The organism is Rhizobium sp. RAF36, from assembly GCF_052114105.1.
Lineage (GTDB): Bacteria > Pseudomonadota > Alphaproteobacteria > Rhizobiales > Rhizobiaceae > Rhizobium.
In genome coordinates this window covers 121817-146159 of record NZ_JBFREC010000003.1, presented here as the reverse complement: position 1 = coordinate 146159, position 24343 = coordinate 121817, and the positions used below count along the sequence as shown (strand labels likewise).

At 56.7% G+C, this 24343-nt stretch carries 28 protein-coding genes and 3 pseudogenes; 21 read left to right on the top strand and 10 right to left on the bottom strand.

Annotated features, from left to right (window positions below; genetic code table 11):
• Positions 1-32: 32 nt before the first annotated feature.
• Positions 33-365 (bottom strand): annotated as a pseudogene (locus tag AB4Z25_RS11985) (SDR family NAD(P)-dependent oxidoreductase); the annotation flags it as partial.
• A gap of 76 nt (positions 366-441) precedes the next feature.
• Here AB4Z25_RS11985 and AB4Z25_RS11980 point away from each other — a divergent pair.
• From AB4Z25_RS11980 to AB4Z25_RS11960, 5 genes are all read left to right on the top strand, one after another.
• Positions 442-699 (top strand): plasmid stabilization protein, encoded by a 258-nt coding sequence (locus tag AB4Z25_RS11980; protein WP_442208333.1) that lies wholly within the window; start codon positions 442-444, stop codon positions 697-699.
• A gap of 48 nt (positions 700-747) precedes the next feature.
• Positions 748-1044, top strand: coding sequence for a DUF3175 domain-containing protein (locus tag AB4Z25_RS11975; RefSeq protein WP_442208077.1), 297 nt, complete (start codon positions 748-750; stop codon positions 1042-1044).
• 115 nt (positions 1045-1159) lie between these two features.
• Positions 1160-2488, top strand: coding sequence for a zinc-binding dehydrogenase (locus AB4Z25_RS11970; RefSeq protein ID WP_442208076.1), 1329 nt, complete (start codon positions 1160-1162; stop codon positions 2486-2488).
• Positions 2458-2703, top strand: a complete 246-nt coding sequence (locus AB4Z25_RS11965) for a hypothetical protein (protein WP_442208361.1) — start codon at positions 2458-2460, stop codon at positions 2701-2703. The genes AB4Z25_RS11970 and AB4Z25_RS11965 overlap by 31 nt, the downstream gene beginning before the upstream one ends.
• The gene (locus AB4Z25_RS11960) at positions 2690-2926 is read left to right on the top strand and encodes a hypothetical protein (protein ID WP_112444679.1); all 237 of its coding nucleotides are present in this window, start codon (positions 2690-2692) and stop codon (positions 2924-2926) included. Before AB4Z25_RS11965 ends, AB4Z25_RS11960 begins: the two co-directional genes overlap by 14 nt.
• Here the strand turns inward: AB4Z25_RS11960 and AB4Z25_RS11955 are convergent.
• Positions 2884-3612 carry a DUF72 domain-containing protein gene (locus tag AB4Z25_RS11955; RefSeq protein ID WP_112444681.1) on the bottom strand — a complete coding sequence of 243 codons (729 nt, stop codon included), beginning with the start codon at positions 3610-3612 and terminating at the stop codon, positions 2884-2886. The genes AB4Z25_RS11960 and AB4Z25_RS11955 overlap by 43 nt on opposite strands.
• 131 nt (positions 3613-3743) lie before the next feature.
• Between AB4Z25_RS11955 and AB4Z25_RS11950 the strand changes: the two genes are divergently transcribed.
• Both AB4Z25_RS11950 and AB4Z25_RS11945 read left to right on the top strand, forming a co-directional pair.
• Positions 3744-3959, top strand: a complete 216-nt coding sequence (locus tag AB4Z25_RS11950; RefSeq protein ID WP_442208075.1) for a DUF3072 domain-containing protein — start codon at positions 3744-3746, stop codon at positions 3957-3959.
• A gap of 102 nt (positions 3960-4061) precedes the next feature.
• A complete protein-coding gene (locus tag AB4Z25_RS11945; protein WP_442208074.1) occupies positions 4062-4337 on the top strand; it encodes a hypothetical protein in 276 nt (91 codons plus the stop codon).
• On the opposite strand, the pseudogene AB4Z25_RS11940 reads toward AB4Z25_RS11945, so the two are convergent.
• Positions 4327-4536 (bottom strand): annotated as a pseudogene (locus AB4Z25_RS11940) (SMC-Scp complex subunit ScpB); the annotation flags it as partial. The gene AB4Z25_RS11945 and the pseudogene AB4Z25_RS11940 sit on opposite strands and share 11 nt — an antisense overlap.
• Here AB4Z25_RS11940 and AB4Z25_RS11935 point away from each other — a divergent pair.
• The 4 genes and pseudogenes from AB4Z25_RS11935 to AB4Z25_RS11920 all read left to right on the top strand — a co-directional run bounded on the left by AB4Z25_RS11935 (position 4509) and on the right by AB4Z25_RS11920 (position 7897).
• Positions 4509-4643 carry an alpha-hydroxy-acid oxidizing protein gene (locus AB4Z25_RS11935; RefSeq protein ID WP_442208073.1) on the top strand — a complete coding sequence of 45 codons (135 nt, stop codon included), beginning with the start codon at positions 4509-4511 and terminating at the stop codon, positions 4641-4643. The pseudogene AB4Z25_RS11940 and the gene AB4Z25_RS11935 overlap by 28 nt on opposite strands.
• A 362-nt stretch (positions 4644-5005) precedes the next feature.
• Positions 5006-5599 carry a DUF6088 family protein gene (locus tag AB4Z25_RS11930; RefSeq protein WP_442208332.1) on the top strand — a complete coding sequence of 198 codons (594 nt, stop codon included), beginning with the start codon at positions 5006-5008 and terminating at the stop codon, positions 5597-5599.
• Positions 5592-6604: pseudogene (locus AB4Z25_RS11925) on the top strand (nucleotidyl transferase AbiEii/AbiGii toxin family protein). The gene AB4Z25_RS11930 and the pseudogene AB4Z25_RS11925 overlap by 8 nt, the downstream one beginning before the upstream one ends.
• A 342-nt stretch (positions 6605-6946) precedes the next feature.
• Positions 6947-7897, top strand: coding sequence for a HEPN domain-containing protein (locus tag AB4Z25_RS11920; protein WP_442208072.1), 951 nt, complete (start codon positions 6947-6949; stop codon positions 7895-7897).
• Between the two features lie 297 nt (positions 7898-8194).
• Here the strand turns inward: AB4Z25_RS11920 and AB4Z25_RS11915 are convergent, their stop codons facing one another.
• Complete coding sequence (locus AB4Z25_RS11915) at positions 8195-9124, bottom strand: alpha/beta fold hydrolase (RefSeq protein ID WP_442208071.1); 930 nt, start codon at positions 9122-9124, stop codon at positions 8195-8197.
• Between the two features lie 78 nt (positions 9125-9202).
• Positions 9203-10033 carry an alpha/beta fold hydrolase gene (locus AB4Z25_RS11910; RefSeq protein ID WP_442208070.1) on the bottom strand — a complete coding sequence of 277 codons (831 nt, stop codon included), beginning with the start codon at positions 10031-10033 and terminating at the stop codon, positions 9203-9205.
• A 123-nt stretch (positions 10034-10156) separates the two neighbouring features.
• On the opposite strand from AB4Z25_RS11910, the gene AB4Z25_RS11905 reads away from it, so the two are divergent.
• The gene (locus AB4Z25_RS11905) at positions 10157-10726 is read left to right on the top strand and encodes a TetR/AcrR family transcriptional regulator (protein ID WP_442208069.1); all 570 of its coding nucleotides are present in this window, start codon (positions 10157-10159) and stop codon (positions 10724-10726) included.
• Between the two features lie 182 nt (positions 10727-10908).
• On the opposite strand, the gene AB4Z25_RS11900 is transcribed toward AB4Z25_RS11905, so the two are convergent.
• Positions 10909-11811 carry a LysR family transcriptional regulator gene (locus tag AB4Z25_RS11900; protein ID WP_442208068.1) on the bottom strand — a complete coding sequence of 301 codons (903 nt, stop codon included), beginning with the start codon at positions 11809-11811 and terminating at the stop codon, positions 10909-10911.
• A gap of 95 nt (positions 11812-11906) precedes the next feature.
• On the opposite strand from AB4Z25_RS11900, the gene AB4Z25_RS11895 reads away from it, so the two are divergent.
• Together AB4Z25_RS11895 and AB4Z25_RS11890 are read left to right on the top strand one after the other, a co-directional pair.
• Positions 11907-13331 (top strand): aldehyde dehydrogenase family protein, encoded by a 1425-nt coding sequence (locus tag AB4Z25_RS11895; RefSeq protein ID WP_442208067.1) that lies wholly within the window; start codon positions 11907-11909, stop codon positions 13329-13331.
• Positions 13328-13711: a carboxymuconolactone decarboxylase family protein gene (locus tag AB4Z25_RS11890; protein WP_442208066.1), complete on the top strand. Its 384-nt coding sequence runs from the start codon at positions 13328-13330 to the stop codon at positions 13709-13711. Before AB4Z25_RS11895 ends, AB4Z25_RS11890 begins: the two co-directional genes overlap by 4 nt.
• Before the next feature lie 294 nt (positions 13712-14005).
• On the opposite strand, the gene AB4Z25_RS11885 is transcribed toward AB4Z25_RS11890, so the two are convergent.
• From AB4Z25_RS11885 to AB4Z25_RS11875, 3 genes are all read right to left on the bottom strand, one after another.
• Positions 14006-14548 (bottom strand): hypothetical protein, encoded by a 543-nt coding sequence (locus AB4Z25_RS11885; protein WP_442208065.1) that lies wholly within the window; start codon positions 14546-14548, stop codon positions 14006-14008.
• 87 nt (positions 14549-14635) lie between these two features.
• Positions 14636-15502, bottom strand: a complete 867-nt coding sequence (locus tag AB4Z25_RS11880; protein ID WP_442208064.1) for an MBL fold metallo-hydrolase — start codon at positions 15500-15502, stop codon at positions 14636-14638.
• Positions 15503-15561: 59 nt separating this feature from the next.
• Positions 15562-16467 (bottom strand): alpha/beta hydrolase, encoded by a 906-nt coding sequence (locus AB4Z25_RS11875; RefSeq protein WP_442208063.1) that lies wholly within the window; start codon positions 16465-16467, stop codon positions 15562-15564.
• Positions 16468-16570: 103 nt separating this feature from the next.
• Between AB4Z25_RS11875 and AB4Z25_RS11870 the strand changes: the two genes are divergently transcribed.
• The 5 genes from AB4Z25_RS11870 (at position 16571) to AB4Z25_RS11850 (ending at position 22421) form a co-directional block, all read left to right on the top strand.
• On the top strand, positions 16571-17185 hold the full coding sequence (locus AB4Z25_RS11870) for a TetR family transcriptional regulator C-terminal domain-containing protein (RefSeq protein ID WP_442208062.1): 615 nt from the start codon (positions 16571-16573) through the stop codon (positions 17183-17185).
• Between the two features lie 476 nt (positions 17186-17661).
• On the top strand, positions 17662-19107 hold the full coding sequence (locus AB4Z25_RS11865; protein WP_442208061.1) for an amidase family protein: 1446 nt from the start codon (positions 17662-17664) through the stop codon (positions 19105-19107).
• 55 nt (positions 19108-19162) lie between these two features.
• Positions 19163-19648 carry a DUF302 domain-containing protein gene (locus AB4Z25_RS11860; RefSeq protein WP_442208060.1) on the top strand — a complete coding sequence of 162 codons (486 nt, stop codon included), beginning with the start codon at positions 19163-19165 and terminating at the stop codon, positions 19646-19648.
• Between the two features lie 63 nt (positions 19649-19711).
• Entirely contained in the window at positions 19712-20284 is a 573-nt protein-coding gene (locus tag AB4Z25_RS11855; protein ID WP_442208059.1) for a TetR/AcrR family transcriptional regulator, read from the top strand.
• A gap of 301 nt (positions 20285-20585) precedes the next feature.
• A complete protein-coding gene (locus tag AB4Z25_RS11850; RefSeq protein WP_442208058.1) occupies positions 20586-22421 on the top strand; it encodes a methyl-accepting chemotaxis protein in 1836 nt (611 codons plus the stop codon).
• 110 nt (positions 22422-22531) lie between these two features.
• Here AB4Z25_RS11850 and AB4Z25_RS11845 read toward each other — a convergent pair whose 3' ends face one another.
• Positions 22532-22774 carry a hypothetical protein gene (locus tag AB4Z25_RS11845; RefSeq protein WP_442208057.1) on the bottom strand — a complete coding sequence of 81 codons (243 nt, stop codon included), beginning with the start codon at positions 22772-22774 and terminating at the stop codon, positions 22532-22534.
• A 179-nt stretch (positions 22775-22953) separates the two neighbouring features.
• Between AB4Z25_RS11845 and AB4Z25_RS11840 the strand changes: the two genes are divergently transcribed.
• Entirely contained in the window at positions 22954-23646 is a 693-nt protein-coding gene (locus AB4Z25_RS11840; RefSeq protein WP_442208056.1) for a hypothetical protein, read from the top strand.
• Between the two features lie 84 nt (positions 23647-23730).
• Positions 23731-24318, top strand: coding sequence for a DUF4432 family protein (locus AB4Z25_RS11835; protein WP_442208055.1), 588 nt, complete (start codon positions 23731-23733; stop codon positions 24316-24318).
• The last annotated feature ends 25 nt before the right edge of the window (positions 24319-24343 follow it).

The window sequence follows — 24343 nt, the reverse complement described above, 5'->3', positions numbered from 1 at the left end:
TGTCAATCAAATGCTCGATCAAAATGCTGGTCTGATTGTGCTTCCCGAGTTAGTGTCAGGGCAGATCCTGGCTTCAAGTGCTTCAGAGCTGCTTTCGTCAGCAGGAATGTGGCATGGATGTTTGTCTTCATCGTCGCGTCGAAAGCTTCATAGGTAATGTCGCTAATTGACTGGGCCTGCTGCTGGCGACCGGCATTGTTCACCAGGATGTCGAGACCACCGAGTGCCTTGACTGCATCGTCGACAAGTTTCTCACAGAAGGCGGCATCCCGAAGATCGCCCGGTAGCGCCACACCCTTGCGGCCTTCCGCTTTAATGAGTGCGATGACTTCCTTCGCATCGGGTTCTTCATCACGAAGATAATTCCAGAGAAGGAATTGTCTCATGCCCTAGGGCGACAAATCCGCATACACCGAGAAGCAGAAGCGCAAGGCCGAGCATATCGAGGAAGGCTACGAAGACCGGGGCGTTTTGGAAAAGGAAGCTGAACGCCGCGCTTGGGCAACCGTTAACAAGGAAAGTGGCGGCGGTAACAAATCAGGCTCTGGGCGCGGCCATGCCGAAAGCCACGCCTCCTCCAAGAAAGGAGGGCGAAAGGGTGGCACGGCCGCCGCGTCGCGGACCAAGGAAGAGCGCTCTGCCTCAGCCAAGAAGGCAGCTGCCACCCGCAAGCGCAACGAGCACCACGCTCATCATTGACAGAGGACGACGCCACAACAGCGGCGCCGTTCTTTTTGGAGAACGCTTATGCCGAAAAATAAACCCAAACAGAAATGGTCACAGGATGTGACCAACAACAGCGATGCGATGGATCTGAAGGACGGCGTCTTCAAGCAACGTAGCGCCAAGAAGATCGCGGATTCGCTGAAGGCGTCCGCCGAGCACAGCGACCGCCGCAAAGCCACCCCGTTTCAGTCTGCGATGTCGATGCTGAATTTCTATATCAATAGGGCGGGCAAGCAACTGTCGAAGTCGAGGTTGGCAACGCTCGACAAGGCAAAGGACGAGTTGCGCAAGGATTTTGGCAAGCAACCAAAACATTGATGACCCGCGCCCGTCGCCGCAGTCCGCGGTGCTGCAGCCATCAAAAGGCGCGCAGCGTGAGAAGCAATCGACGTTGCATCTCAGAAATTAATCTTCAGCTCAAAGGAAGACGATCATGCAAGCTGTCCGTATCCACCGCTTCGGCGGTCCGGAGGTTATGGCAATCGATGAAATCGACCAACCGACGCCGGCCGCCAACGAAGTTGTCATCAAGGTCTTCGCCGCGAGCGTCAATCCTGTCGACGCAAAGATGCGCGAGGGTAAATATCCTGTCGTCACCGAAAAGGATCTTCCCTACGTGCTCGGTAGAGACGTCAGCGGCGAGATCGCGGCCGTTGGATCTGGCGTTGCGAGCTTCCTGATCGGCGACAAGGTCTTTGCATTCCTGTCGCCTGAACATGGCGGTTACGAGGAGTTCGTCGTGGCGAGCGCGGAAGAAGTGGCTTTACAGCCCCAGGCACTTGATGCCATTGGCTCGGCGGCCGTACCGCTCGCCGGGATCACAGCATGGCAGGGGCTGTTCGATCACGGTGGCCTTCTGGCGGGCCAGCGTGTCCTTATTCATGGCGGTGCGGGCGGCGTCGGCCATTTCGCCATTCAGTTCGCCAAGGCAAAGGGCGCATGGGTAGCGACAACCGTGTCCTCGTCCGACAAGGATTTCGTAACCGACCTCGGCGCCGACCAGGTGATCGATTACAAGGCGGAGAAGTTCGAAGATGTTGTCGAGCCCGTCGACCTTGTATTCGATCTGATCGGCGGCGAGACCCAGGAAAGAAGCTTCAGCGTCGTCAAACCGAAAGGCGCCCTCATTTCTACACTCCAGGAGCCGGATAAGGCAAAAGCCAAGAAACAGGGTATTCGTGCAGCGCGCTACACCGCTCAGCCGAACGGCGCCCAATTGCAGGAAATCGCGCAGCTGATCTACCAAGGCGAGGTCCAGGTCGTTGTTGCCAGCACCTTTGGGCTAGGCCAGGCAGCCGAAGCCCAGTCCGTCCTCCAAGAAAAACATATCCGCGGCAAGGTCGTCCTTCAAGTCGTCTCGGAACAACCGAAACCTCTGATCGATGAGGAGGCGAGACGGCTGCGCGCATATCTGATCTGGGAAGCAGAAGGTCGTCCTGAAGGCCAGGACCTTACCCACTGGTATCGGGCCGGTGACACCGATGCGGCAGCGGAACGCGGCGACTATCGACAATATTTCCCAGGCATTGCGCCGGCCGGATCATTGGTGATCAAGTTCTATCACTCAGGCGATCAGATCCGTGGTTATGTGCGCAAGATAGCCGACACAGACGCGGACGATACGATTTTTCCCGGCGAGGAGATGGAGCCCGCCGCGGCCTTCAAACTGGCGGCCTCTCATAGAGCCGACAGCAACGAGCCCATATTTGTCGAGCTTGTGGAAGGGGTTGAATGGAATCCCAAATGGGGTCGATTGGCTTAGTGATGGGAGTCGAGATGACAAAACGGGAAAAGCTGCCGGAGACCGCTCCGGCTGAAACAGATGATGCCCGCTCTGTAGAGAGCCCAGAGGCCGATCGAAACCGCCACGCTCTGGCGCAAGGAGCGGCCAAAGGACTGCACCGGGCGATGAAAGAGCAACCCCGCACAGGAGAAACGGCGGAGGCTCAGGAGGAACCTGAACATGGAAAAAAATAAAAAGTCATCAAAGGCAGAGATCGAGCGAGACGCAAGGGGTCAGTCGGAAAGCAACCATGCCGGAGGATCCAACAATGGTGTGAGTAGCGCCAAGCCCCGCGTCATCACGCATTCAGATGACGCGACCGTCAACAAGAAGACGCCGGGCAAGGATGAAGACGCCAAGGACTGGGATATCAACTACGACGAACGTGACATGAACGAGGGCGAGTTTCGGGGGTAATGGCCGAGCATGGTCAGCGCGTTTTCGATGGCGGCCCCTGAGGCCGTATTGTCGAACACGCACCAGCTCTCCGGCGCCAGCAATTTTGAGAAAGACGCGATCTCGTCGTCGGTATAGCTCGAGTAGTAGATTTTTGGCTTGCCGTGCAGACGCACGTACTTCGGCTGTCTTTCAAAGTCTTCCGCTGGCCATACCGGGGCCGGATTGGCAAAAACCCGATCGATCGCGAAGTTCTTCAGCAGGTTCAACGCCTCGGCCGATGCCCAGCTCTTGTGGCGCGCTTCTATGACGATCCGTTCGTCATCGGCATCCCGTAAGGTTTTGAGTGCGGTTTCGAGAACATGTGCATCGAACACCAGCGACGGCGGTACCTGGCAGAGCAGCGGCCCGCGTTTCTCTCCGAGCGGTGCGATATCAGCAAGGAACGTGTCGAACGGCTCGGCAATGTCTTTCATAGCGCGGGTGTGGGAAATCTCCTTGGGGATCTTGACCGCGAACCGAAAGCTGTCCGGGACGGAGTCCGCCCAGCGCGCGAATGTCGATGTCTTGTGCCGCCGGTAGAAGGTCGAATTGATCTCGACGCCGTCGAAGACCGAGGCGTATCTGGTAAGGCCACTTCCCTCCGTTCCAAACCGGTCGCCCGCCTTTTTCGGGATGGACCAGGCGGCGGTGGCAACAATCGGCAATCGTCTTCTCCTAGGTGTGCAAATTTACGAGCGAAACGATGGGTAGAATAGGTGGTTTCTTGCGCCGATCCAGCCCACACCGGAACCATCAACAGCCAAGAACGTTTGAAGAACGAATTCAGGAGATTGTGATGAGTGACAACCCGAAAACCGATACCTTTTCCAACACCCAGAAAGATCCGGACGACTGGGTCAGCGGTGATGAGCCGATGACGGGCGCACAGCGCTCCTACTTGAAGACCCTGTCGGAACAGGCGCATCAACCCGATGCGTATGCTGAAGATCTGACGAAGGCAGAAGCCTCGAAGCGCATCGACGAGCTTAAGCAGTCGCTTGACCTGGAATGACGTATCAACCGGTGGCACATCAAACTCCCGGCGATGGAAGCTCATGCGGAACTTTTGTGCGCTGCAGCACTTATTAATCGTCAACCGCGAAAGGACGCGACTATGTCAGACCTGAAGCTTGGTGAACCGATCCCGACAGGCATTCCCGGTAGTGAACCGGTCAGCACGGAAGTACAAGATGCCGCCGAGGCGGTCGTCCGGCCGTTCGAGCGGTCAATCGGCGGCATGACGGCTGGCTACTCCGACAGCCCTTTGTTCGATCAATTGCTTCTGTTTCCAATGAAGCTCGGCCTGTCCATGGCACTTGCCTGGACGGCGATGCTCGTTAGCCCGATTGCGATGACAAAACGGCTGCAGACGACCGGGGTCACTCAATAAAGGACGTTTCTTCGTCCGTCTCGCTGTCGCCGCCTTTCGAGGTGGCGATTTCGTTTTGAACCGCATGTCGGCTGAGCAGGCCTGCGTCCTCAAGCGCTTCGATGTTTGGCAGGTCGGGGAGCGTTTCCATGCCGAAGGCGGAAAGGAAATTCGGCGTCGTCACGTAGGTGTATGGCGCACCGGGTGTTGGGCTGCGTGGGCGTTGCGAAGGCGGCTGGGATCTTGAAGACTGAACTTCATCGGAATATGGCGTTGCTTGGCGTCACATCAATCGGTGGGATCGGTGACGAACATATCGTGGCTTAGGGCCGATCGTTTTTATGTCAAAGGCAATGGACCGGTCCTTCGACCTGATCGCCGCGCTCATGAGGCACCGGAAACACGCTGTCCCTTTCACCCGGGCTGGCAAGATCGGCCAAAAAGTCGAACAGTCGCTGGGCCACGAGATGGTACCACCTCCCCTTTGCGCTGGATCGCCGTGGATGCTCATCATCGACGCCGTCATCAACACTCGGCGCTGGCGCTCGAACAGTGACGGCCGGACGACGGCATTGACGATCTCGGTCTCGTCTTCGAGCGTCAGGAACATCAGGCGGCCCTTAGAAGACGGAAGTCACCACATTGCAAAGTGTCAGAAAACTGCATATATTTCTGACAGGAGAGTTGCCGTGCAAAGACTGACAACACAGATCATGGCCTATGCCGAACAGCTACCCGAGGGAACGGCGCTGTCCGCGAAGGCCTTCCTGCATTTGGGAAACCGTGCCGCGGTAGACCAGGCATTGTCGCGGCTGTATGAGCGCGGCGAGCTCGTCCGGGCCGGTCGGGGGGTCTATCTCAAGGCGATCAAGAGTCGCTTCGGAAGCCGGCCACCGACGGTCGAGCAAGCTGTCGATGCAATCGCGAACCAGCGTGGCGAGGTCATCGTCTCGAATGGCGCTGCGGCTGCAAACTCGCTGGGGCTGTCCACTCAGGTACCGATCCGATCCGTCTACTTCACATCCGGCCGCAGCCGAACCATGATTGTCGGTAGCCAGACGGTCGAGTTGAAGCACGTGCCGCGCTGGCAGCTCGCCTTGGCGAACAAACCTGCCGGCTTGGCTGTCCGCGCGCTGGCATGGCTTGGTCCGGAAAAGGCAGAAGAGGCACTTCCGAGTATCAAGCGGAAGCTTTCCGTCGAGGCATTCGGCGAACTCGTTGCCGCCGCCCCCCAGTTTCCCAGCTGGCTTGCCCGCAGTGTAGGAAAAGCCGCCTATGACTGAGCAGTTTTTGAAGCTGTCCCTGGACGATCGAAGAGACGTTCTTGCGATCGCCGCAGAGAAAGCCGGGCGGCCGATCCATCTCCTGGAAAAGGACACGTGGGTCGTCTGGGCTTTGCAGACCCTTTATGGAACGGCGCTCGGTGACCACCTCGTCTTCAAAGGCGGCACGTCACTCTATAAAGCCTACAACGCCATCCGCAGGTTTTCGGAAGATGTCGACCTGACCTACGATATCCGCGAACTCGCCCATGATCTCGTTGGCGAGAACGAGCAGGCATTGCCGGAAACCAGAAGCGAGGAAAAGCGCTGGTCGAGCGAAGTCCGCAAGCGTTTACCGATCTGGGTATCCGAGAACGTCAGCCCGCTCGTTGTCGATGCGATCAGCGGCCAGTCGCTTCCAGCCACCGTCCGTGTCGAAGCCGACAAGCTCTTCATCGACTACGAAGCGGTTGCCGGAGGATCCGGCTATGTCGCTCCAAGCGTCATGCTGGAGTTCGGGGCACGATCGACGGGAGAACCCCAAGCGCTCGCAACATCTCGTGTGACGCTGCAGGCTTTGTGGATGGCATTGAGTTTCCAACCGCCAGTCCGCGGGTCATGCATGCCGAACGCACGTTTTGGGAAAAAGCGACGGCAATCCACGTCTTCTGCCTGAAGGAGCGGCTCCGCGGAGAGCGCTTTTCACGCCACTGGCACGATATCGTTCGTCTTGACGATATCGGCATCGCCGACAGCGCAATCGCGGATCGCGACCTGGCCAAGTCGGTGGCGCAGCACAAATCGATGTTTTTCGCCGAGAAAGCGGCCGACAGAACGTCGATTGACTATGAAGCTGGCGTGGGCGGAGGGCTGCAGTTGACACCCGCCGGCGAAGGGAGGGCGGCTCTCGAACAAGACTATGCCCGGATGCTGGAAGACGGCCTTCTTCTCGATGAGGCTGAGACGTTCGACGAACTGCTCGCGCGATGCGCGAAAATCCAAGACAAGGCCAATGCCAACGGCTGAGAAAAGCGTCCACGATCGCGGGAAGCTAACGGAAATGACCATTCCCGCGATGGCCGGCCCATGATTTTCAACCGCTACGCCACCTATAGGCCCGGTTTCTTCCCGTCTGCTTCCTTTCGGAAGATGGAAGCTCCGGCTAAGCGAAATTCGTCATTCATTTTCACTGCAATCACAGACTTCCCCAAACGCTGAAACTGATGCTTTCCCTGAAAGCCGACCCGTCGCTGGAATGACCCCTCGGACTGCTCATACAAATCAAATGCCCCCGGGATAATCTAGGGTTGTCTTTATGAATCATGTGCGTAAAAGATAATGATGCGAAATGCCAGCGGAGCGCCTACCATGGATGACGCGATTCCCAGTGAAGGCTTCGATGCAGCTTTGACCTTGACCGATCCCCTCGATCATCTGCCGGCGAACAAGCGCCGCGAACTCGCCCGCGTGCTTGAAATCATCTTCTTCGAGGTCGAGCAGTTTCGCGCGACCAAGCTGTCGATGAAGAAGTTGGACGCCAAGATCCTGAAAGTCATCCTTTATGGATCCTATGCCCGCGGCGACTGGATGGAGGACAGGCTAAGCGGATACCGCTCCGATTACGATCTTCTGATTGTCGTCAACAAGCAGAGCTTCGTCGACGAGGAGGAATTGTGGCTTGCTCTCGATGAGCGTCTGATCCAGGAGCAGATCGCCCATAGGATCAAGACGCCCGTTCTGCCCGTTGTTCATTCGCTGCATGACGTCAACGACCAACTTGCTCGCGGACGGCCGTTCTTCGTCGACATCGCTCGCGATGGACGCGTGCTCTATGAGCAGCCCGGCCATCCGCTGGCGCAGACGAGGCCCCTGTCGAAGGAAGAAAAACACGAAGAGGCCCAGCGGCTTTTCGATCAATGGTTCAAGCTGTCGAAGGAGGCGCTGCAAGTCGCATCTTACAGCATTGAGAATGGTATCTGGCGTGACGGCGCATTCATGCTGCACCAGGCAACTGAGCGCGCTTATCACTGCCTGCTTCTGACCCTCACGCTCTACAGTCCAAAATCGCATCGGATCAAAAATCTTCGGTCGAAAGCCGAAGATCTCGATAAGCGGCTTGTCGAGGCATGGCCGCGCGACAACCGCTTTGCCCGGCGCCACTTCGAGCTGCTGTCGCGTGCCTATGTCGAAGCCCGGTATTCTGCCAGCTACGAGATCACCGTCGAAGAACTCGAATGGCTCGTGGAGCGAGTGAGGGTTCTGCAGGATCTGGTGGCTATGATCTGCCGGGAGAAATTGGATGCGGTGAAGCATAGCTAAAGTTAGGTGCGCGGCAGGCTATTCGTCCTAGTGGTGTTGATGTTCTAGAGACGGAACGATCGGTCCTCAGCTGGATTTTCCTATTCGCGATTGTTCACGCTGGGTAGCAGGCCTGTAGCCCATTCGGGATCGAAAGCCGCGTCGCATGGTATCAACCACCACGCTATTATGGAACTCATCGATTGTGGCATAACGTTATTTTATGGAACTTCAACGGAAACGAGGCCGGCCGGATGAGTGACACTAGGGCCGACTTCGCTTCGTGTGCATGCCTTCTTTACAGCGATCTCATGGAGCTTATTCCGCTCTGTCGAGGAACGTGTTCACCTGCGAGACGAACAGAGCATGGTGCTGGAATAGCGATCCATGGCCGGAGTCCGGGTAGAGGCTGAGCTGAGCGTTCGGAATATGTTGAAAAAGCACAACGGATTCCGGTGGGGGAGCGATGATGTCGTTGCTCCCATTGACAATCAGCACGGGCTGAGTAATCCGCCCAAGCTCTGCGTAATTGTCCGGCATGCTGCCCCAGGTCACGAGAGCTTTTGCTTGGGCTCCGGTCGTTTCCTCCGAGGCCGGGGGCTCCGCATCAACCGAATGATTGTTGATGTTCTTGAGGTATTCCGCGCTTTCCGCCTTGCCACGTTCGGTGTCGGTATAAAACAGAATGGCGCGCAGCGACCGTCCGGTTTCGCCGCTCTTTTTTACGGCTGCGGCGATCACATCGGGTATGACCCGCAAGCCCGGTGAACCCTGAGGTCCCGAGCCGACGATGATCGTCTTCCTGATCAGTTCCGGTCGATCCACTAGGATTTGCTGCACGATGCAGCCGCCGAGAGAATAGCCAAGCACATCGACCTGCTGCAGCTTCAGGGCATCGATCAGTTGTTCGCTGATCTTGGCCATGCCAGAAACGCTATCGGGTGACTTTCCGCCAGAAGCGCCGATCCCGGCGTTGTCGAACACGATGACCTGGCGGTCCTTCGACAGTCCTTCGATTGTTCGTTGGTCCCAATCGTCCATGGTTCCAGTGAAGTGTTGAAAAAGTACCAGCGATGGCTTGCCGCCGCGCTCGCCGATCGTTCGGTACGCATAGCGAGTGCCACCGATCTCGACGTACTTGTTGAGCGTCTTGCTGTAGTCAGCAGCTAACACCGGATTCGCGAAGGCAACACTTCCGGCGATCACTGTGGATGCCAGCATTGCGGCTAGGAGAAATCTCTTAATCATTCTACACCTGCGTTTTCGTGATGATTGACGTCTTGATATGCGCGGCCGCAAAGCGATCACTTCGCGGCCGCCGCGGGGTCAGCTGAGGAAATCCATGGCCTGTTTCACGAATACTTGGTGGTACTGGAAAATGCCGCCGTGCCCGGCGTCAGGAAGGATGCTCAACTGAGCATTGGGAAGACGCTTCGCCAGCTCGAAAGAGTTGATAGTCGGCACCATGATGTCGTCATCGCCATTTGCAATAAGGACAGGATGTTGGACCGAATTAAGTTCCGATGCGTCGCCTTTGCCCCACGCGTCGATGGCGGCGATCTGCGCACCGATCGTCTCCTGACGAACGGCTACGTCGCGGTTCTCCGCGCGCTCGTTCAATCGCGCCAGGAATTCGTCGGCCGCTGACTGCCCCTGTGCGGTTTGCGTGAAGAAAAGAAAGTGCTTCGGATGCTTCCCGGCAGCGCCGGCCTTCCCGAAGGCATTCTGAAGTACCGCACCGACCCCTGAAATTCCCTCGCCGCCAGCCGGACCGGTTCCCGTCAGGATGATCTTGCGCACGAGATCGGGGTAGCGCTGAGCAATGACCTGCGAAACGAACCCGCCAAGCGAAAAGCCAAATAGGTCGACCTTCTCCAGGCGCAGTGCGCGAACGAACGCCACGGCATCCTCCGCCATTTCCTCCACCGTCGAGGGGGTGGTGCCTCCCGTTCCGCCAACGCCGCGATTGTCGAAGAGGATAACCGGATGGTTCGCAGCCACGCCGTCGACGACCAGGGGGTCCCAGTCGTCAAGGACGGCCGTTAGATGGTGGAGGAAGAGAACGGGCACTCCCCGCGGTTGGCCAAGCTCGCGGTACACGAACTTGGTGCCGTTGACATCGATTTCCTTTGTTTTTGCAGTCTTGAAGGTTGCCATTACCTTGCGCCTCACACTTCACGCCGGTCACCAACAGGATGTTGGCATTAAATAACGATCGTGATATAACGAGCGTTATGCTACCGGGAGCTGGTGCTGTCAAGATGTGGATTGGAGTGACAAGTGAGGTATCCGCCGGATCAAAAGGCGAAAGCGCGAGCGGCATTGCTGGAGGCTGGGGCGAGAGCGCTCCGAAAGAACGGTTTCGACGGCGTCGGCGTCGATGGGCTGGCTGCCGCCGCAGGTGTGACGTCCGGCGCGTTTTATTCAAACTTCTCGAACAAAGAGGCGCTACTGAAGGACGTTGTTGGTACCTGCCTCGGCGAGCCATTCATCAGCGCCACCGGCACGGTTCAAGAACGCCGGCAAAAATTGAGAGAATGGCTTGAGGTATACATTAGCGTCTCGCACCGGGATCATCCGGAATCCGGCTGCGTAATGCCGACCCTAAGCGCGGACGTTGCACGCGCCCGCCCGGTTATTCGCGAGACCTATTCAGAGCGAATGAACATTCTTGTCGACAAAATTGCAGAAGTCCTCAGCGGGGACGAGATGGGGCGCAAGCGCCGCGCATGGAACATTGTCGCCTTGATGGTAGGCGCTGTCTCGATCGCGCAGGCGCAATCTAATCCGGTCAGTGCAAAGGCGGCCCTGAGCGCAGCATTGGACTCGGCCAGCCAATTGATCGACTAACGAACCCAAGAGTGGGAAGCGGTATCAAGAGCTATACCTGAACGCATCAAGATAAGGCGGGGGAGTTTAGCGCCGGCGCGATGAGAAGCATCGGAGACTGGATAAGATAGCGCTGCCGCTATTCCGTCAATGCTGAGCACACGGTATCGGCGCGAGATGGTTTTCATAAGCTGGGGAGGGCTTCAACCCCTTCCCCGTATTCCCTGCGAGATGAAATTAATAAGTGCTTGCAACGCGGCGCTCTGGTTTTTTCTGCTGGGATAGTAGAGCGATAATCCAGAAACCGGTGGGATAAACTCTCCCAACATCGCAACCAGCCGGCCTTCGCGACATTTCGGTTCCGTCCACCAATTGGCAAGATATGCGAGACCCGCGCCTGAAAGTGCTGCTTCAAGCATCAATCCCGCATCGTCCAGCGTAATCGACCCTGGTACTTCCAGACGCAGCATTTGCCCGTGAACCAAGAACTCCCATTTTTCGATCCCGCCGCTTGGCAATCTCGAGCGGAGGCATTGATGCTGCATAAGGTCCTGCGGAAGGACCGGTGTAGGTCTGCCCTTCAAATATTCCGGAGAACCCACAATCGAAAACTTCTGATTCGGCTCCAGCGAGAGGGCAATCATGTCTTTCGGCACGGCGTCACTCGGTCGAATACCGGCATCGAACCCGTCCGCTACGATGTCGATCAGCCGATCTTCAGTGACAAGATCGATTTCAATACTCTCGTAGCGGCGGCTGAATTCCAGGATCACACTGTTTAAAACGCGTCGAGCCGCACCGACAGAACTGTTTATCTTAAGCCTTCCCACTGGCCTCACTCGGTGCTCGTTGACGGTATCGACTGCATGTTCAATCGCGCTAAGTGCAGGTTCTATTTCCGAAAAGAACTGCGAGCCCGCTTCGGTTGGGGAAACGCTTCGGGTTGTACGATTGAACAGCCGGACGCCTAGCTTTTCCTCGCTAGCTGCGATGCGCTGGCTCAACACCGTCGGCGAGACGCCAACATCGTGCGCAGCCGCTCGGAAGCTGCGACGTCGTGCCAGCGCAGCAATGCTTTGCAGTTCGTCAAGGCTTAGGTTTCGCATTCATAAGAATCCTGCATCACTCCAATCAACATTACAGCAATTATTGCGGATAAACATCTCGCTTATCTTCACCGCTCCCGCGGAAGGAGAAAGAAATGAGCGATACTTCCCACATCTATGTCGACGGCCGTTTTATTACCCCACACGGTACCGAGCTCTTTGCCCTGCACAATCCAGCCTCCGGTGAGGTCATTGGGCACGTGAGGCTTGGCGACGAGGTGGATGCCCGCAATGCGATAGCTGCGGCCAAAAAGGCTTTTCCCACTTGGGCGCGAACCGCGAAGGACACGCGTATCGCCTTGTTGAAGAGAATGCATGACGCGATGGCGGCTAGGCGGGACGAGCTCCTTGCCGCCATAATTCTGGAATACGGAGCCCCCGCCGCACGAGCAGAATGGATGGCGACTTACGCCGCGACCAGCTTCCTCGACGCAGCACGGGCGTTGGAGCAATACCCGTTGGAGCAGCAGATCGGTAATGCTCGGGTCATAATGCAGCCTCTCGGGGTGGTCGGCCTCATCACGCCTTGGAACAGCAACGCTGGCTTCATCTGCAGCAAACTCGCCTATGCTCTTGCCGCCGGCTGCACTGCGGTCTTGAAACCGAGCGAGATGAGCGCCTCGCAGACGGTTGTTGTTTTAAAGGCGCTGCACGAAGCCGAGGCGCCGGCTGGCGTGTTCAACATCGTCAACGGTCGAGGCGACGTCGTGGGCGCCGAAATCACCAGCAATCCGGACGTAGCGAAGATCTCCTTCACCGGCTCGACAGCAGTCGGGAAGTCGATTCTGAAGGAAGCCGCAGCCACCCTCAAGCGCGTCACACTCGAACTTGGCGGCAAATCACCCAGCATCATTCTCGACGATGTCGATTTCGCGGAAGCAATCCCCCTCGCCTTGCAGGTTGGCCTCAATAACAGCGGACAAGCCTGCATCAATGGCACACGCATTCTTGTTCCTGAATCTCGACTGGATGAAGCTCTTAGTCTTATCAAGCCCGCGGTGGAAAAGATGAAGGCGGGGGATCCAAAGGATCCTGCAACGGTGATTGGGCCCATGGTTAGCCAGACACAGTATGAGCGGGTTCAGCGGTATATAAAGAAGGGGATCGAAGAAGGTGCCACGCTTGTGGTCGGCGGTGAGGGTCATCCCGAAGGAGCGAGCGGATTCACGGTCAAACCAACGGTCTTTGCAAACGTAACGAACGACATGGTGATTGCTCGCGAAGAAATTTTTGGTCCTGTTCTCTGCGTCTTGACCTACAAGGATGAGGCCGAAGCAATTCGCATTGCCAACGACACACCCTATGGCCTGCACGCCTACGTGTTCTCCGGAAGCCAGCAGCATGGAATCAACGTAGGGGAGCAGCTGGAGGCCGGCCGCATTTCTGTCAATGGAGCTCCGCACCATCCGGATGTGCCGTTCGGTGGCTTTAAACAGTCGGGGATCGGTCGCGAGTATGGCATTTTTGGTCTCCAGGCATTTCTTGAACCCAAAGCGCTTATGGGAGCGGCAGCGTCATGAACTCGGAGAGCACACTTGGAATTGATATTTATACGGCGATGCGCGGTGAAGAGAATGCGCGACGCCTCGTTGAACTGTCCCGGGGAACCGCATCGGACGCCGTGATTGCAGACTTCACGATTGATTTTGTCTATGGTCAGGTCTGGGGTCGCGACGGGCTCGACCAAAAACAACGCAGCCTTGTAACAATCGGTATCCTCATTGCGCTACGGCAGGTGGGGGAGCTCGAAAACCACCTCAAAATCGGGCTGAACAATGGCCTCACCCTGACTGAAATCGAGGAGGCTATTATTCAAGCGGCCCCCTATGCAGGGTTCCCGGCGGCGTGGAGCGCTGCGAAGATCCTTGCCGATCACCGTAAGAGCTTAGAGGTAAATTAGCAGCCGGGGCAAGCACCGCCACCGACATTCACCTGCCTCATACCCACGCCAAGTTACCCAGCGGGAGCTTCAAAGGCATTTGAAGCTCCCGGTAATGATACGTCGGATCCGTGGAAGCCGGCTTGAAACGAACTTGCCTCGCCTAGGCAGCCTCGCGGTCCGCCCTCAGCTGACTGGGGACGGGCAAGAGTCTGTCGGCCACCGCTCTAGTATGGCGGCAGCCGGAAGGAATTTTCTCTTTCACCCGCCCGACTGGATCAGCCTGATAGAGATCGAAGCTTGCCACGGTGCGAGCTATGGCCGGCTAAGATTTTCGGCGACCGGTGTCGGCGGCACCGGCAGTATGATTTCCGAGGCTACTTTCCAGTCCTTCGCGATCTTCCTCCAAGTGATGATCATCAGGAACGGCCTGGGGGTTCCATCCTGTCCTGCATAGGACACGCTGATTTCCATAGGTGCGTAGGATTCCGCTATATCGCGGGTCAGCCCGACGACCTTAAGCTTGGTGAGATCGGGCGTTAGCACGACGGGGCCGGAGGCCGCTATGTCATGCAGCTTCTGGTCGATCGCGTCGTTGCCCCAGACGCCCGCCCAATTGCCTTCGGATGGAACGGCGCTCTTCGCCACCAGAAGAGCGGACGGCGATTGCCAGAACATCGCGTGCAAACCTTTGATGTCGTGTTTGTTCGCCAGCTCCATGAGTTTGCCGAAGCGCGATTCGATCGTGCCAATGGTGCGGGCGTCCGGCGAGTCCTTGTCGGCTGCCGAGGCTACGGTCGCGAAGCCCGCGAAAGCAGTCGCCAAGGCGACAGTAGCGGCAAAGAGCATTTTTTGCATTGTCCATTCTCTTTTCGAAATGAGGTAGCGGGACCTGTTTTGGATCGCAGGTAGGGGCCGGCCATGACGACCAGCCCGTCTTCGACTTTAAGCGTGCTTCTTCGCGACGTTCGCGGCTCCCCAGAGCGAGCCGACATTGACCCGATTGGGATAGAGTTGCAGCATGGCGTCGTAGAGTTCGCGCGCCGTCGTGGTCGTTTCGTTCAGGTGATTGAAGTCGCGGATGTATTGCCGGGTTTCCCCGATGATGCGCGGGTCGTCAGCATTTTCCGGGACCTTGTGCCCTGCAATCACCGCCCGAGGGGCAAGGGCTTCGAGCTTGTCCAGCGTGGAAATCCATTCGAGCCGGCTCTCGCTCGTGGTTTCGCCGAGATAGAGGTGAATGCCGTTATAGACGACGTCGCCGCCGACGATCAGCCCCGCCGACGGCACATGCAGGCTTGTCGACACCGCCGTATCGGTGCGCCCCGCGTTCACTGCCACAAGTTTGTGACCTTCCAGCTCCAGTTCATTGTTTTCCAACGGTTCTGCCGCAAGCAGCCGCTCGGGGATCTGGCCTGGAAAAAGCCTTCGCCAAAAGTTTTCAACCGAGGCCGGCGACAGATGCTCGTGCATGGCCTCGACCACGGCTGGCGTTGCAACGGCCCTGGCGTTCGGAAAGCGTTCGAGAAGTGGTGCCAGTCCGAAGAAGTGATCGCCATGCCCGTGGGTGATGTAGATAGCCGTCAGGTTCCTGCCACTGCCGGCAACCCAATCCGACAACGTCTGTGTCTGTTCGGTGGTGAGAAAGGTGTCGACCAGAACCGCGTCGCGCTCGCCGTAGATCAATGTCGATGAATTCGCCACCCACATCAGATCCTCGTGGCCGGATGGTACGTCGCGGCTGAGTCCTGGCCGCTTGATGTTGAGTGTTTTCCAGGAAAGGCCATTATTGGAGGCTGTGTTTGCAGTCATGATTGTCTCCATGATGTGAGAAGGCGTGCTGCCGACAGGTGGAAAGGGAGTTGATACAGCTATGCCTTGGCCACTGTGAGATGCTCGCGGAACCACCCGGTGGCGGCAGCCTCGGCCATCGGAAACTGGTTGAGATAGGGGGTGAAATGACCGCCCGGAATCAAAACAAGTCGCTTGGGTTCAAGCGCGCGTTCGTAAGCCGCAAGTGCAACGTCGGTGACAGTGATCTTGTCTTCGCGGGCGACTACAAGCAACAGCGGCGTCGGCGAGACTCGGGAAATCCAGTTGCCTGGTTCGTACATCCTGGCAGCTCTTGTCGAGCGAAGCGTAACCTCATTATCCCAATGGCCCGCCGGGACCGGCTGCAGATAGAAATCGACTGCTTCCTGCGAACGATAGGCGGCAGGAACGGAGGGGTCAGCGCTGACGACAGCCTGGCGGCGCGGCGGCTCACCGCGCAATTGCGCCCGTTCATCGATGTCGAACGTGCCTTCCAGCGCCGGCAAGGCATCGGGCGAGACGCGCCGCAGTCCCTGTTCGTATCCGCTGATGGTTGGCACCTGGGCGACGATGCACCGTAACCGACGATCCGTTGCGCCGAGCACGATCGCATGACCGCCGGCATAGCTGGTTCCCCAGAGACCGATCCGTTTCGCATCCACCTCGGGACGGGTTTCAAGATAGGAGATCGCCCGGCGCCAATCCGCAACCTGCTGCCACGGGTCGATGTCGCCGCGCTGCGCGCCGCCGCTTGTCCCGAAATTGCGATGGTCGTGAACGAGTACAACAAAACCCGCTTCAGCGAACGCCCTGGCAAAACGTTCGAGGCCATGCTCCCTGATCCCGGCATAGCCGTGCGCCATGGTGATGGCGGGACCAGGGCCTGACGGTTCGGGCAGGAAGAGCCAGGCACCGAGCTCTATGCCGCCCTCTGCGGGAATGATGATATCCAGTCTCGAAACCACAACTATTCTCCCTGTGGGCAAAGTCGTTTGCTTGACACCGTCTCGGCAAACTAAGATAATTACAAGGTGACCGGTCGGAATTAATTAGTCAAGGATGGATCAGATGAAATCTTCGTCAAGTGGCCGACGGGGGCCGAAGCCGAAACCTGGCACACGCGACAATCTCGTGAAGGCGGGCTTGCGGATGATTCACACCGAGGGATATGCCGCGACTGGAGTTCAGGGCATCGCCGAGAGTGTCGGCGTCCCAAAGGGATCGTTCTACAATCACTTCCCGAGCAAGGAGGTTTTTGGCGCCGAAGTTCTCGATGCGTATTTTGATCGTAATGAAGAAAAGCTCCGCAGCGTACTTTGCGATTCTGGGATCCCCCCCCTTGCCCGCTTGCAGGCTTACTTTGACGAAAGGATCAAGGCTTTCGAGACAGCAGGCTTTGTGAGGGGGTGCCTTCTTGGAAATATCAGCGCCGAAGTAGCCGATCACAGCGTCCTTATGCGCCAGCACCTTTCAAAGCATTTCGGATCGTGGACCAGATTTTTTGAGGCTTGCATCGCGCAGGCACAGGATGAAGGAACGGTCGGTCGAGATTTGCCCGCAGCGCTTTTGGCCCGCTTCGTATTGAATAGTTGGGAGGGCGCTTTGCTGCGCATGCGGGCAGAAAAGAGCAATGAACCCTTGCTAGACTTCAGGGCGATCATCTTCGATGCCCTCCTGAAGTAGCGCAGGCTTCTACGCCGCAAGATTTCCAGTGCAGCCTGCCTCGTATGCGTCGGGATACCAAGTGCTCCGACTGCAGCAGACGATGTGCAATGGTTCGGTCGTACACCGCGCACCGATGCCACTAAGTCCATTCGTGCGACACACATCCAACGCCGTCTTGGCTACGCAAGGCTAGGCTCTTGCGAGGGGTCGCAACCTCACACGATGCAAATTGTCATCTGTTCACCGTACCTCAGCCGCCACGGGAAGTAGCGTGAAACGTCCAAAACACTGCGCTCGCTGACACTAGGCGACAGATCGACGGGATCGCTAGATCGAAGCCCCAAAAGTTCTCGACGCTCACCGGAGGAAGGCCTCGAGAAAAATTCCACGCCCTATTGCATTACGTTCGTACTTCTATATTATGATCGTAATATCACTTATTGAGACGCACACCCGGTGATCCACGAGAATAGATACCGAACAGAGGATTTCTCATGCAAAAAGAAATAAAGTCAGACCGATCCAGCGAAGGGCGCGGTTTCGCGGAAATCGGCGTCGCACAGGCTGCTCGCGCATTGAGTGATGGCGCCTTCTCGGCGGAGACCTATGCCGAGGCGCTCTTGCAGCAGGCTCGGGACCAATCGGAACTCAAAGCGTTCATCACGGTGGACGAGAAGGCGGTCATCGCCTCGGCGCGCGCAGCGGATAAAGCGCGATCCGCCGGCGCTTCCGACCCTTTGCTTGGTGTTCCTCTTGGGGTGAAGGACAGTTATCTGACGAGCGGATTGCGTACGACGCTCGGCGTCAGCAATCTGACTGGCTTTGTACCCGCACACGATGCGGGCGTGGTCAGTGCCGTCAAAGACGCCGGCGCGATTGTTTTCGGCAAGAATAACCTCGTCGAAATGTCATTTGGTTTGACCGGAGACAATGGCCCCTACGGGCAGGTAAAAAATCCTCACGCGCATAACCGGGTCAGTGGTGGTTCGTCTAGCGGCTCCGCCGCAGCTGTAGCCGCGAGGATTGTCCCTGCGGCTTTCGGAGGAGACACCATCGGTTCGATCCGCGTTCCGGCGTCACTTTGTGGCGTGGTGGGATTCAAGCCGACGACGGGACGTTGGCCACGAGACGGTGTCGCTCCAATTTCGCATGTTCTCGACACGACCGGTGTCTTCGCTCGCTCAGTCGAAGATTGCGAATTGATTGATCAGGTCGTGACCAAAACTTCTCCATCGACAACATCCGAGCCCGCCGATCTCAAGGGCGTGAGATTTGCATATGCTCCAAAGCAATATCTTGATGTTGTCGACATCGAAGTCGAGGCGCGATTCAACGAGGTTATCCGCAGACTGCGTGACGGCGGTGCTGAGGTTGTTGAAATCGATCTTGGTGATGAGTTTTCAGCCCTCGCCAACACGACGACCTGGGATTTATTCTTCCGTGAAACAAGAGAAGCAATCGTCGGCTTTTTGCGGGACAACGGAATATCGACCTCGTTCGACGAGATCTACACAGATCTGAAGCCAGGGCTAAAAGAAGTTTGGCAGCATCTGGTGCTGCCGACGGGATCCAAGTGGCTGACACCGGAGGCATATGAGAAGGCGCTGAAGGTTGATCGGCCCCAGATCCAGCGCCTGTTCGCTGACGGGTTTGCGAAAAGTGGCGCTGAGGCACTTATCTTGCCAACAACTCCCTGCACGGCGCCGGAGATTGGCAAGGAAAACGAGTTCCTCATCGCGGGCAAGCAAGTGACCTTCGCGGCGCTGGCGAACAACACCATACCGGCGAGCGCAGCAGGCCTCCCCGGCATCAGCATACCGATGGGCAAATTGAGCGACAAGCTTCCGATCGGCCTTGAGATTGATGCTCCCAGTGGTAGCGATCGTCGCCTGCTGACACTCGCGCGTCGGGTGGAAGCGCTCAGTATCTCGTCTCTTTGAAACGTAACCTCGGTTGAGGCAGCTCGCCTCAACCGACCACAAGAAGGTATGTAAAATGACCAAGGTCACAGACATCAAAAAGATCAATGTCGAACATGTCACGATCCACTCCAGCAAAGATTTCAGTGCTGTCAAATCAAAGCTGGAGGGCGCTATCCCTCGGATAGATGACGGGATTTTCACGCTCTTGCGTTACCGGGAGTCGGCTCGCGCACTTCAAGAATTGGAGGCTCTACCTGCACTCTCTATTTTTGGATTCAGGGATCACGGAGCGGTCCTTCAGGTGGCCGGTCTACAACGTCAGTCAATTCAGTACGACATCGGAAATCCATTGACCGCATCGAAGATGACCCGACATGCCTTGTCGGCGGGTCTCTACGCACCTATTCGGGTACTGCTGCGCGAAGACTCGGATGGTGTCGCATTTGAATATGATCGGCCGCTTACCACTTTCGGCCAGTTCGCCAATCCGCGGGTTGACGAAGTTGCCCGAAAGCTCGATCAGGACTTGCTCGCCGCTCTTGAGAATGCCGCATCCTAAGGTACGAGAATAGTATGCTTATTGACGTAAATCGCATCAGTCAGGCACCGCAGGAGAAAACAGATGCGGTTTGAAAAAGGTCATAAAGAAAATACGCGGCGTCGGATTGTCGACGTCGCGTCCAAACGTTTCCGCGCCGATGGAGCTGCCGCATCAGGGCTCGCGGGGATCATGACGGAGGCTGGTCTAACAAACGGTGCATTCTACGCTCACTTCGATTCGAAAGAAGCACTCGTGAAAGAGGCCATGGTGACCGCCCTAGCGCATCAGAGGGAAAATCTGGAGCAGGATCGGAACGAGGACCACGATTTTGAGAGCGTCATCCGCAACTATCTCAACGTTGACCATATGCTGGGACGCGAAACCGGCTGTCCATCTGCTGCACTTTTGCCCGAAATCGGAAGACAGCCAGAGGCGACCCGTGATGCCTATGAGGTTGAATTAGGAAAGTTTACGAATGCTTTGGCGTCGATGCTCCCACCTTCGCCTTCATCCTCGTCCAAGGACAGGGCGATAGCGATATTTGGATTAATGGTGGGCACCCTCCAAATTGCCCGGGCGGTCTCAAGCCCTGCAACGGCGTCAAGTATTCTTGAGGGTGGTGTCCAGGCGGCACTGATGCTTGCAACCTCTTAACAAGCACAGGAATCGCATGATTGGCTCGACGGATCTTAACTCCGAGACCAAGCCAGCCGCGCAGCCACACAACAACTAGTCACATCACCCCATAAAGTCGATCGATGCTGTCGTCCAGACAGCTTCGGGAAAAGTATGACGTTTGCGCCCCTTACTTTCAGGCCATCTCTCAAGCGCATCGTGTCGCCGCCAGAAGGTTACGAGAGGTGGAATTAGTTTTCGCAACGTCATGCAGTCCACCGCACGAAGCGACCCGAACCCCAAACTCGCCGACATGACACCTAACGCTACTCGGAAACCCATGCAAAATCTGCCAATTACCTCAAAGTTCTTTCTCCTTCTCGGCGCCGTCGTCGTGTTCATCAGTGTGATAGCAGTGTTCTCCGGGATGCAAATGCTTCGGATCGATGCCAGGTACCGGGGGGTGTTTAGGAGCGAGATAGCAGCAGCAACTTCAATAGCACAAGCAAACCGATTCCTGCAGGCAGCGAAACCCATCGTCGGCGAGAAGCTCAACCCTATCCCTGCGGAGGGTGCTCCAGCAACAGAAGATCTGGGGTCTTCGCTGCAGAGTTTTCTAAATCTTATGGACAGCGCGATCGAGGCGATGCCATCTGATCCAGATCTGGTCACCCTGAAGAGGAGCGGGCGAGACGTCTTCGGCGTGGCTTGCAGTTTTGGTAAGCAAGAGACAGCAAATTCAGACGTCGTGTCCGCGTCGAGCGACGCCCCTCCAATTCGTCACTGCCAGGATGAGTTCGCCAACACTTCAAAACTACTTCAGGACAAAACGCGGGAACTGATGGATCGTGCTGAAACTGCCACCGAACGCGTCCACACGGCCGTCCAGCTCGACATCTTGGCCACGGTCGCAATGATTGCTGCGGGCCTGCTACTCTTCCTTTTGCTCGGGCTTTCGGGCGTTCGCAAGTGGATTGTCAACCCATTGCGCCACCTTTCAAGAACAATGGCGGTTTTAGCAAAAGCAGATTTCGATGTCACCGTAAACGGCGTAGATCGGAAAGACGAACTCGGAAGCATGGCAAGAGCCGTTCAAGTCTTCAAAGAGAACGGCCTTCGAGCGCTCGCATTGGAGCAAGAAACTGCTGAGCTCCACGAGGCCTCTGACGCCGAAAGACGGCATGGTGAACGCGAAAACCAAGTGCGCATCGCTCAACTCACTCGTGCAACGGCCGGTCTCGGAGAAGGCTTACAGAAGCTCTCCCTGGGAGATCTGCGGTTCAAGGTTACCGAGGCCTTTGCGCATGAATTTGAGCAACTCCGAGAGAACTTCAATCAAGCGGTGGAGCAGCTGGCAAGGACTCTGGCTGCTGTAATCACCACGACAAATCAACTAGACGGCAAGTCCCAGGAGCTCAGCCAAAGTGCTCATCATCTTTCGCGTAGGACTGAGCAACAAGCTGCTTCACTGGAAGAGTCCGCTGCAGCCCTCGACCAACTCACGACGAGTGTCTCTAAGACCACCACACGAACTATCGATGCACGACAGGTAGCGGCTGAGGCACTCGCTAGTGCCCATCGATCCGCTACCCTCGTGTTTCGGGCGGTCGAGGCATTTGGAAAAATTGAAGCGTCGTCCCGTCAAATCTCATCGATCATTGAGATCATCGATGAGATCGCGTTTCAGACAAATCTACTCGCTTTGAACGCCGGTGTAGAGGCTTCTCGCGCTGGTGAGGCGGGACGAGGTTTCGCGGTTGTTGCCCAAGAGGTGCGGGTTCTGGCGCAAAGGACTGCCCGATCAGCCGGAGAGATCAAAGAATTGATCGAATTGTCACAAGTGGAAATCGCGGGCGGCGGCACGCTGATTCGAGACACTGGCAAATCGCTAGACGATATCAATCACCTTGTCGGGCATATTCATCATGAGATTGAGGAGATTGCGCATTCCGCGCGCGAGCAATCGCTCGGCTTAGCGGCTATAAGTACCGCGATCAACGAGATGGGTAGCGTGACGCAAAAAAACGCATCACTGGTAGAGGAAGCGAATTCAACCAGCACGGCGCTTGCGAAAGAAAGCGGACAGCTCCGGCAGCTGGTAGCGAAGTTCGGACTTCCGTTAGCGATCAACGAAATAGACAAGGCTGATTATTCAGGCGAACGGCTGGCTGGCTAAGTCCGCCCAGCTGTAATGTCCCGGTTGGTTCGGCCAAACACCGCTGCTCAACTGCGAATCTCTATCGGCCAATCAACGCCAGTCGCGCCGGTGAACAACGACGGGCTCGGTCAAACCACCATCCGGCTCGCCAGCAGTGTGGTCGGAACGATATAAAGGGGGATCCATTTTCGAAGCCCGCTCCCAGCCACAGGCGCCAGGATTGGGCGAAGAGCTGCAATGTTGACCGCTGCTCGTGAAGCAACCGAGATGGTGTTCAGAAAAATTGCTGGCAGCCGCAGGGGCCGGCTTGCACGGCCTCTATTGAAAATCTGCATCGTTTTGTCGTCGTCGGTCCGAACACCGATCGTCATAGCCGCCTCCAGGATCCCAGCCCGGACCAGTCTCGTATACCATCGACTTTCTGAATCGGTTTCCCACTCACCGCGCGAGGTGGATCAAAGCTTGCCCGTTGCGTCGTATCGATCTGTCTATGCAGGATCGTCTCGGTCACGAGCGGCGTTCCGGGGACCCCGGCCGTATCGGAATCCAGATGAATCTCGATATCGTTGCTTGCCTTCAGCTTCGCGATTGCCTGTTCGAGCGCAACCTTGATGAAGTTCGCGCAAACCTTTCGGTCACGGTCGCTCTGGCACGAATAAAAAAGATGGATCGGTTGCATCCGAAAAGGCATAGCATCGCCACCGTTCAATCAGACGCCATGAGATACCATCATTCCAGGATTACGATCGTTCGAGAAGTGAGAAAATTTCCTATGGCAATCGATCTGACGGCCGCAAATGCTCTGCCCCCACTCTCAAACAAGCTTTTTCGCATATTTGCTCGTTTCGAATTCGCGCTGAAGATGGCCGGCTTCGCAGAAATGAGAAGGGGAAAGGTCGAGATCGCTTGGGATAGGTTTTCCAATAGCGTGGCAATTGGTCCGGCGTTCCTTCAACATTTGCGCGACCACAATATCTGTCCGACGATACTGGATGCGCCGCCGAAGGCAGATCTTATAGAAAACGGTAGCTATGGCTTCGAGCAACAAGTAGGAAAACCGAATTGTATCCAGGACCTGTTTGGCGCCGTCCGACGGGTTCGCAACAACTTATTCCACGGCGGAAAGTATTTCGACGATGACAAAAGAAGAAACCGGCTCTTCGTCCGCGAAGCTATTGCCATTCTGCTTTTAGCTGCGGAGAAGCATCCGGATATTAATTTTTACTTCGAGGGGCGAGCGTAATGAAAATGATCGCGCCTCAGCAGTGACATTACTGCGGTCAAAACGAAACTAACCGCCCCCACAAAGCCGGTATATCTGGCAAGCTTGTGCGACTGTATAGAGCGCCCTGTCATATGGGCGGAGGGCGTCGTTAAGCAGACAGCGATTTTTGGCGAAAACCTCGTCATGCGTCGCCGTATCGAAGTCGATGTCTTCGGGACCAATATTCGCGTCGATGATATTGTCGAGAATCGCGGATTCAGGCCGACCCCCCATGCAATCCTGTACCACGTGAATTTCGGTTATCCATTTCTGGACGAGGTCACGCAGATCTCGGGTGACCTCGACGGGGATCTTATGTCAGCATTCAACGGAGAGGATAAGCGCCCTCGAGACGATTTCGTCGACTACTTTCAGGAGTTTCCTGTCGTATCCACCACGCCGAAAGCGTGCGTCGAAGTTAGGAACGAGGCGTTGATAGGCGGCGTCCGAGCGCGCATCTCCTATCCTTGCAAGCTTCTACCGAATTTCGGTGGCTGGCGGGCGTTTCAATCGGGTGTTTATGCCCACGCGCTCGAACCCATGCGGCGGGCCGAGCCTGGCAACCGGACAAATGAATGGGCGGGAACCTTGGGCGCAGGCGAGACCGCCGCATACTGGCTCGAATTGCAGCTCTCTTCGATCCATAGGTAAACCAAGCGGCGATCGAATCTTGGCT

Bases quoted from the DNA above. Each gene is read 5' to 3' on its own strand.
- AB4Z25_RS11845 (WP_442208057.1), bottom strand. From the start codon at position 22,774: ATGACGATCGGTGTTCGGACCGACGACGACAAAACGATGCAGATTTTC.
- AB4Z25_RS11895 (WP_442208067.1), top strand. From the start codon at position 11,907: ATGAGCGATACTTCCCACATCTATGTCGACGGCCGTTTTATTACCCCA.
- AB4Z25_RS11840 (WP_442208056.1), top strand. From the start codon at position 22,954: ATGAATCTCGATATCGTTGCTTGCCTTCAGCTTCGCGATTGCCTGTTC.
- AB4Z25_RS11935 (WP_442208073.1), top strand. From the start codon at position 4,509: ATGGCGCACCGGGTGTTGGGCTGCGTGGGCGTTGCGAAGGCGGCTGGG.
- AB4Z25_RS11920 (WP_442208072.1), top strand. From the start codon at position 6,947: ATGGATGACGCGATTCCCAGTGAAGGCTTCGATGCAGCTTTGACCTTG.
- AB4Z25_RS11970 (WP_442208076.1), top strand. From the start codon at position 1,160: ATGCAAGCTGTCCGTATCCACCGCTTCGGCGGTCCGGAGGTTATGGCA.
- AB4Z25_RS11960 (WP_112444679.1), top strand. From the start codon at position 2,690: ATGGAAAAAAATAAAAAGTCATCAAAGGCAGAGATCGAGCGAGACGCA.
- AB4Z25_RS11885 (WP_442208065.1), bottom strand. From the start codon at position 14,548: ATGCAAAAAATGCTCTTTGCCGCTACTGTCGCCTTGGCGACTGCTTTC.
- AB4Z25_RS11865 (WP_442208061.1), top strand. From the start codon at position 17,662: ATGCAAAAAGAAATAAAGTCAGACCGATCCAGCGAAGGGCGCGGTTTC.
- AB4Z25_RS11870 (WP_442208062.1), top strand. From the start codon at position 16,571: ATGAAATCTTCGTCAAGTGGCCGACGGGGGCCGAAGCCGAAACCTGGC.
- AB4Z25_RS11850 (WP_442208058.1), top strand. From the start codon at position 20,586: ATGCAAAATCTGCCAATTACCTCAAAGTTCTTTCTCCTTCTCGGCGCC.
- AB4Z25_RS11965 (WP_442208361.1), top strand. From the start codon at position 2,458: ATGGAATCCCAAATGGGGTCGATTGGCTTAGTGATGGGAGTCGAGATG.
- AB4Z25_RS11950 (WP_442208075.1), top strand. From the start codon at position 3,744: ATGAGTGACAACCCGAAAACCGATACCTTTTCCAACACCCAGAAAGAT.
- AB4Z25_RS11880 (WP_442208064.1), bottom strand. From the start codon at position 15,502: ATGACTGCAAACACAGCCTCCAATAATGGCCTTTCCTGGAAAACACTC.
- AB4Z25_RS11945 (WP_442208074.1), top strand. From the start codon at position 4,062: ATGTCAGACCTGAAGCTTGGTGAACCGATCCCGACAGGCATTCCCGGT.
- AB4Z25_RS11900 (WP_442208068.1), bottom strand. From the start codon at position 11,811: ATGCGAAACCTAAGCCTTGACGAACTGCAAAGCATTGCTGCGCTGGCA.
- AB4Z25_RS11915 (WP_442208071.1), bottom strand. From the start codon at position 9,124: ATGATTAAGAGATTTCTCCTAGCCGCAATGCTGGCATCCACAGTGATC.
- AB4Z25_RS11975 (WP_442208077.1), top strand. From the start codon at position 748: ATGCCGAAAAATAAACCCAAACAGAAATGGTCACAGGATGTGACCAAC.
- AB4Z25_RS11910 (WP_442208070.1), bottom strand. From the start codon at position 10,033: ATGGCAACCTTCAAGACTGCAAAAACAAAGGAAATCGATGTCAACGGC.
- AB4Z25_RS11890 (WP_442208066.1), top strand. From the start codon at position 13,328: ATGAACTCGGAGAGCACACTTGGAATTGATATTTATACGGCGATGCGC.
- AB4Z25_RS11855 (WP_442208059.1), top strand. From the start codon at position 19,712: ATGCGGTTTGAAAAAGGTCATAAAGAAAATACGCGGCGTCGGATTGTC.
- AB4Z25_RS11860 (WP_442208060.1), top strand. From the start codon at position 19,163: ATGACCAAGGTCACAGACATCAAAAAGATCAATGTCGAACATGTCACG.